This window comes from Flavobacterium sp. (assembly GCF_040382755.1).
Taxonomy (GTDB): domain Bacteria; phylum Bacteroidota; class Bacteroidia; order Flavobacteriales; family Flavobacteriaceae; genus Flavobacterium.
This window is the reverse complement of the sequence record NZ_JBEIET010000016.1, coordinates 24,047-30,142: the sequence shown is the minus strand read 5'-3', so window position 1 is coordinate 30,142 and position 6,096 is coordinate 24,047. Positions and strand designations below refer to the sequence as shown.

Here is a 6,096-nt window from a genome sequence, read left to right as displayed (position 1 = left end):
CATTAAAAACATTTCGCGTTCTCGGGCGCAAGAATCGTCGGCAGCTATCGAACGATTGTACATTACTATGCGACACTTATTTAACAGAGGTTTTTACAAACCAATGGGTGTTTCAGGAGAAACCTTACGTGAAGCTTTATTGTCCTTACGACCAGAAATTTATGGTTCCATTGCAGAGGAAAAAGTAGAGTTAAACGGATTATTATACGTCATTGAGCGTTTGCCAGTAGGTATCGAGCAATGTCGTTATATCAATTTAACGTCGGATGAAGGCTATGCGAATTCGCACTTTAAAGCCATCGTTCCTCCAAAAAGAAGAAGAAATTGTTATCGTATAGATGACGAACAAATGAATATTGAGATTACACGTGGCCGTTCAGATATTTACGATATTCTAACACACCTTACGTTTATTTTTATCGAATCGCATAAAATTAAAGATAGAGTTTTAATTGACGATGAAGGTTTGGTATCTCGCGATTGGCAAAAATTGGAACAATTCGCCCTTCAAACTAAAAAACTGACACCTGTAGACAGAGAAATTGCGATGTCGCACTTGTCTAATGTTTTAGGAAGAACCTTTGCTGAAGTGCAAGATATTTATGATGGGTTTGCCACAACTGAAGCGCCAGAGCGTTTTTTACAAATTATATATTGGTTAGGAAAAATTGCAATTGAAGAAATTGTAGATAATAACAAGCGCACGATTACTTTTAGTCCAATTTTAAGAGAAAGATTAGGGCATCATATTTATGGTGAAATTTGGGCAAATAACATCAAAGAAACACTTAGCAAAAATAATTTATTAGAAAGACCGATTCATATAATTAGTGCGAATATGCACAGTGTAATGAATTCTGTTTTTGCACCTGCGGTTTTAGCCGCAAAATATAAAGGAAAAGAGGCGTTTCAAATTTATGAAGACTTAAGTTCGTCTTCTCACAAAGAGTTACGTAAAAAAGTGGAAGAAGTGGCTTTGCAGCAAGGAATGATTTCATTACCAGACACTTCGGGAACAAATATTGATGTGCAGATTTTTGACACTGCAAAATTCGATTGGAAAAAAACAGCTTTTCCATCGGCAGTTTTAAAAGAAAAACCAGTACTTATTGTAATGGATTATGCATTTGGAGAGCAAGCGTACGAAACTATTGATGAGCTTTTAAAGCCTTACAAAGTTGATAAAACCAAGACACTTTTAAATGTGGAATCGGTTTCTATAATGGGTAAAGCTGGAATTTTAGAAGGCGGAAAAGGCGATATTATGATTCCAAACGCACACGTAAATGAAGGAACCGCAGATAATTATCATTTCGAAAACGAACTTACAAAAGAAATGTTCGAAGGAAATGGAATACCTGTTTTTTCAGGACCTATGATAACGGTTTTAGGAACGTCTTTACAAAATAGAGATTTACTAAAATTTTTCCACGAATCAACCTGGGAAGCTATCGGTCTTGAAATGGAAGGCTCGTATTATCAAAAAGCCATTCAATCTGCTTCAAGAATTAGAAAAAGCATAAACACCAATGTAAAAGTAAGATATGCCTATTACGCCTCAGACAATCCTTTAGAAACAGGAAGCACATTAGCTTCTGGAGGTTTAGGAACCACTGGCGTAAAACCAACGTATTTAATTACCATTAAAATATTAGAACAAATTTTTAACGTAAACTAAGAATATGACCACAAATTCTCAAGAGCAGGAAATTGATGTAAGCCAAATTGGAAAAAGCATTTCAAAAGGGTTTCAAAAAGCGGTAAACAGATGTTTCGATTTGTTGTTTTTTATACAAAAGAAATTTTTAATTGTATTTGTTTTATTGGTTATTGGGGCCGGTTTAGGTTTTTATTTAGATAAAGAGCCTAACTATACAAATGATATTGTGGTGATTCCTAATTTTGGTAGTAACGAGTATTTATATGATAAAATTGATTTAATTACTTTAAAATTAAAAGAAAAAGACGAGGCTTTTTTTACTAAAATTGGAATTAAAAATATTGAAGATTTTATTTCTATCGAAATTCAACCCGTAAATGGAATTTATGATTTTATCAATGCGGAAGAATATAAAAATAATTTTGATTTTATAAAATTAATGGCAGAAAATGGAGATATTGAAAAAATTCTTCAAGATCAAACCACTAGTAAAAACTATTATTTACACAGTATAAACATTAAAACCGCTACTGCATTTCAGAAAAAAGACTTGATAGATCCTATATTAAATTATTTACAACAGTCGGAATATTTTATTAAACTTCAAAAAATTCAACAACACAATTTAGAAGAAAAATTAGCTGCTAATAAGATAATTATTTCTCAAATTGATCAAATTATTATAAGTCTAAACCAAAGTAAGTCAGGTAGCGGCGTTTTAATTTCCGAAAACACAGGATTGAGCGACCTTATTCAGAAAAAAGACGATTTAATTAAAGAAAATCAGAAACTATCAACCAACCGATTAGAGTTTGAAAAATTAATTAAAGATATTGACATTTCAATAAACCAAATGAATACAAACGGAGCAAATAATAAAATGAAATTTATTTTACCTTTATTATTGGTTTTGTTTTATCTATTAGGATATTGGTTTTCAAAAGTATATAAACAACAAAAACAAAGAATTAAAGCATAATGAAACACATTTTAGTAACTGGCGGAGCCGGATTTATTGGAGCAAATTTTGTCCCTTATTTTATAGAGAATAATCCTGATTATCATTTGGTAAATTTAGACGCATTAACCTATGCAGGAAATTTAGAAAACGTATCAGAAGTTGAAAATCACGAACGCTATACATTTGTGAAAGGTGATATTGTTGATGGAGAATTCATTAAAAATTTATTTGATAAATATCAATTTCATGATGTCATTCATTTCGCCGCAGAAAGTCATGTAGACAATTCTATTTCGGGCCCTGAAGCATTTATTAAAACCAATGTTTTAGGAACATTTAATTTATTAGACACGGCAAGAAAGTTATGGATGACAGCGCCAAATCAATACAAATCAGAATTTACTACTTCTCGTTTTCACCATGTTTCAACTGATGAGGTATACGGAACGCTAGGTGAAACAGGTTTATTTGAAGAAACTACACCTTATGCGCCAAATAGTCCTTATTCTGCTTCAAAAGCGGGTTCAGATATGATTGTTCGTAGCTATTTTCATACCTACGGAATGAATGTGGTTACCTCAAACTGTTCAAATAATTACGGTCCAAAACAACACAACGAAAAGTTAATTCCTACCATTATTCGTAAAGCATTAACTGGAGAAAATATTCCAATTTATGGTGACGGAAAAAACGTACGCGATTGGTTATATGTTTTAGACCACTGTAAAGGAATTGAATTAGCTTTCAAAACGGGAAGATCTGGAGAAACCTACAATATTGGAGGAAGAAACGAACGCAATAATTTACAAATTGTAGATACTGTTTGTAACATCTTAAACCAATTAAAACCTAAAGCAACAGGTAAATACCAAGACCAAATTACCTTTGTAAAAGACCGTCCTGGTCACGATTTACGTTATGCTATCGACGCTACAAAAATCGAAACAGAACTAGGATGGAAAGCAGATGAAAATTTCGAAACAGGAATTAAAAAAACAATTGAATGGTATCTTGGTAAATTTGCCAATTAATTGAGTATTTGAAAACATTAGCTCATTGAATATTATAATTAAATTGGCACATTGAATATTGCCTAATTGACAAATTAAGATTATGAAAGGAATTATATTAGCCGGAGGCTCAGGAACAAGATTACACCCGTTAACATTAGCGGTAAGTAAACAATTAATGCCAATTTATGACAAACCCATGATTTACTATCCCTTATCAACTTTGATGTGGGCAGGAATCAACGAAATATTAATTATTTCTACACCGCATGACTTGCCGTTATTTCAACATTTATTAGGTGACGGAAGCAGTTTAGGATGTAGATTTGAATATGCGGTACAGGAACACCCAAACGGTTTAGCCGAAGCATTTATTATCGGAAAAGAATTTGTGGGTAACGACAAAGTAGCCTTAGTTTTGGGCGACAATATATTTTACGGAACTGGATTGGCCGAATTACTTCAAGCCAACAACAATCCAGATGGAGGAATTGTATATGCTTACCACGTACACGATCCTGAACGTTATGGTGTAGTAGAATTTGATACCACAGGTAAAGTACTTTCAATTGAAGAAAAGCCAACAGAGCCGAAATCAAATTATGCCGTTCCAGGGATTTATTTTTACGATAATTCCGTAATAGAAATTGCAGCGAACATACAACCAAGTCACCGTGGTGAATTAGAAATTACCGATATTAATAAAGCCTATTTAGAACAAGGTAAATTAAAAGTTAGTATTTTAGACAGAGGAACGGCTTGGTTAGACACCGGAACATTCCAGTCGTTAATGCAAGCTGGGCAATTTGTTCAGGTCATTGAAGAACGCCAAGGACTAAAAATCGGCGCTATTGAAGAAGCAGCATATAAAATGGGTTTCATCAATGCAGAACAATTAAAAAAACTAGCCGAACCATTACTAAAAAGCGGCTACGGAACACATTTAATGAGCATAATTTAATACTCAATTTGTCAATTAGCCAATATGTCAATTAATTAGTTGTACGTGAACATTGGCACATTGAACATTGGCACATTGAACATTGTCTAATTGACAAATTGAACACATGAAATTTATAGAAACAAAATTAAAAGGCTGTTTTATTTTAGAGCCAAATGTAATACAAGATGACCGCGGCTATTTTATGGAGAGCTTCAATGAGAACACTTTTTATAAAGGTATAGGTCAAAAAGTAACTTTTGTACAAGACAATCAGTCCTTTTCTTCAAAAGGAGTCTTACGAGGATTACATTATCAAACCGGAGAACATGCACAAGCTAAATTAGTGCGTGTTTTACAAGGTGAAGTATTAGATGTTGCAGTAGATTTAAGACCTAATTCCGAGACTTTTGGCCAATATGAAGCGGTTTATTTATCGGAAGAGAACCAAAAACAATTTTTTATTCCAAGAGGTTTTGCTCATGGTTTTTTAGTATTAAGCGAAACGGCGACTTTCTTTTACAAATGCGATAATTTCTACAATAAAGAAAGTGAAGGGGGATTAATTTATAACGATTCTACTGTAAATATAGATTGGAATTTTCCTTACGAACAATTAATTATTTCAGAAAAAGATCAAATATTACCCACTTTAGACAACGCAAAAAAAGCATGGTAGTTTTAGTAACAGGCGCAAACGGACAATTAGGACAAGCTATACGGTCGGTTGTTGGAAATTATCCTTCAATCGATTTTGTGTTTTGTTCTTCATCAGAGTTAAATATTACAGATTCGTCAAATTGCGAGTCTGTTTTTGAAAAATATAAACCTCAATTTTGCATTAATGCAGCTGCTTATACAGCTGTTGACAAAGCGGAAACGGAATCAGAAAAAGCATATGCTATAAATGTTACAGGAGCGCAAAATTTAGCTTCCGTTTGTAAAGCGCACAACACCGTTTTATTGCACGTTTCAACCGATTTTGTTTTCGACGGCATAGCAAATCAACCTTATTCAGAAGGCGCTGTTCCAAATCCAACAGGCGTTTACGGAATAACCAAATTACAAGGTGAACAAGCTATACAAAACACTTGGGAAAAGCATTTTATTATTAGAACATCTTGGGTATATTCGCAATTTGCAAATAATTTCATGAAAACAATGTTGCGATTGGCATCGGAAAGAGATAGTTTATCGGTAGTTTCAGACCAAATTGGCACACCAACAAACGCTGTGGATTTAGCAGAATGTTTGTTAACTATTATTAGCACCCAACACCCAATACCCAACACCCAATACCGATATGGAATTTACAACTTCAGTAACGAAGGTCAATGTTCTTGGTACGATTTTGCCAAAGAAATATTTAAAGTAAATAACATTTCCATAAATTTACAAGCTATCCCAACAACCTCATATCCAACACCTGCAAAAAGACCCGCTTATAGTGTTTTAGATAAAAGTAAAATAAAAAAGGTTTTTGGAATTACTATTTCAAATTGGCAAGAACAGTTAAAAAAATAAA

The 6,096-nt window shown here is 33.3% G+C and carries 6 protein-coding genes; all 6 read left to right on the top strand.

All coding sequences use genetic code 11. From position 1 onward, the window contains the following. Nucleotide 1: 1 nt before the first annotated feature. The gene (locus tag ABWO04_RS03175) at nucleotides 2–1,678 is read left to right on the top strand and encodes a DUF6909 family protein (RefSeq protein ID WP_353077242.1); all 1,677 of its coding nucleotides are present in this window, start codon (nucleotides 2–4) and stop codon (nucleotides 1,676–1,678) included. A 4-nt stretch (nucleotides 1,679–1,682) separates the two neighbouring features. Continuing rightward, complete coding sequence (locus tag ABWO04_RS03170; protein ID WP_353077240.1) at nucleotides 1,683–2,639, top strand: hypothetical protein; 957 nt, start codon at nucleotides 1,683–1,685, stop codon at nucleotides 2,637–2,639. Continuing rightward, complete coding sequence (gene rfbB / locus ABWO04_RS03165; protein ID WP_353077238.1) at nucleotides 2,639–3,652, top strand: dTDP-glucose 4,6-dehydratase; 1,014 nt, start codon at nucleotides 2,639–2,641, stop codon at nucleotides 3,650–3,652. Before ABWO04_RS03170 ends, rfbB begins: the two co-directional genes overlap by 1 nt. An 82-nt stretch (nucleotides 3,653–3,734) precedes the next feature. Next, nucleotides 3,735–4,592 carry a glucose-1-phosphate thymidylyltransferase RfbA gene (rfbA, locus tag ABWO04_RS03160; protein WP_353077237.1) on the top strand — a complete coding sequence of 286 codons (858 nt, stop codon included), beginning with the start codon at nucleotides 3,735–3,737 and terminating at the stop codon, nucleotides 4,590–4,592. A 106-nt stretch (nucleotides 4,593–4,698) separates the two neighbouring features. Next, nucleotides 4,699–5,250 carry a dTDP-4-dehydrorhamnose 3,5-epimerase gene (gene rfbC, locus ABWO04_RS03155; protein ID WP_353077236.1) on the top strand — a complete coding sequence of 184 codons (552 nt, stop codon included), beginning with the start codon at nucleotides 4,699–4,701 and terminating at the stop codon, nucleotides 5,248–5,250. Further along, nucleotides 5,244–6,095 (top strand): dTDP-4-dehydrorhamnose reductase, encoded by an 852-nt coding sequence (gene rfbD, locus ABWO04_RS03150; protein WP_353077235.1) that lies wholly within the window; start codon nucleotides 5,244–5,246, stop codon nucleotides 6,093–6,095. Before rfbC ends, rfbD begins: the two co-directional genes overlap by 7 nt. Nucleotide 6,096: the final 1 nt, after the last annotated feature.

Bases quoted from the DNA above. Each gene is read 5' to 3' on its own strand.
- ABWO04_RS03170 (WP_353077240.1), top strand. From the start codon at position 1,683: ATGACCACAAATTCTCAAGAGCAGGAAATTGATGTAAGCCAAATTGGA.
- rfbB (WP_353077238.1), top strand. From the start codon at position 2,639: ATGAAACACATTTTAGTAACTGGCGGAGCCGGATTTATTGGAGCAAAT.
- rfbA (WP_353077237.1), top strand. From the start codon at position 3,735: ATGAAAGGAATTATATTAGCCGGAGGCTCAGGAACAAGATTACACCCG.
- rfbC (WP_353077236.1), top strand. From the start codon at position 4,699: ATGAAATTTATAGAAACAAAATTAAAAGGCTGTTTTATTTTAGAGCCA.
- rfbD (WP_353077235.1), top strand. From the start codon at position 5,244: ATGGTAGTTTTAGTAACAGGCGCAAACGGACAATTAGGACAAGCTATA.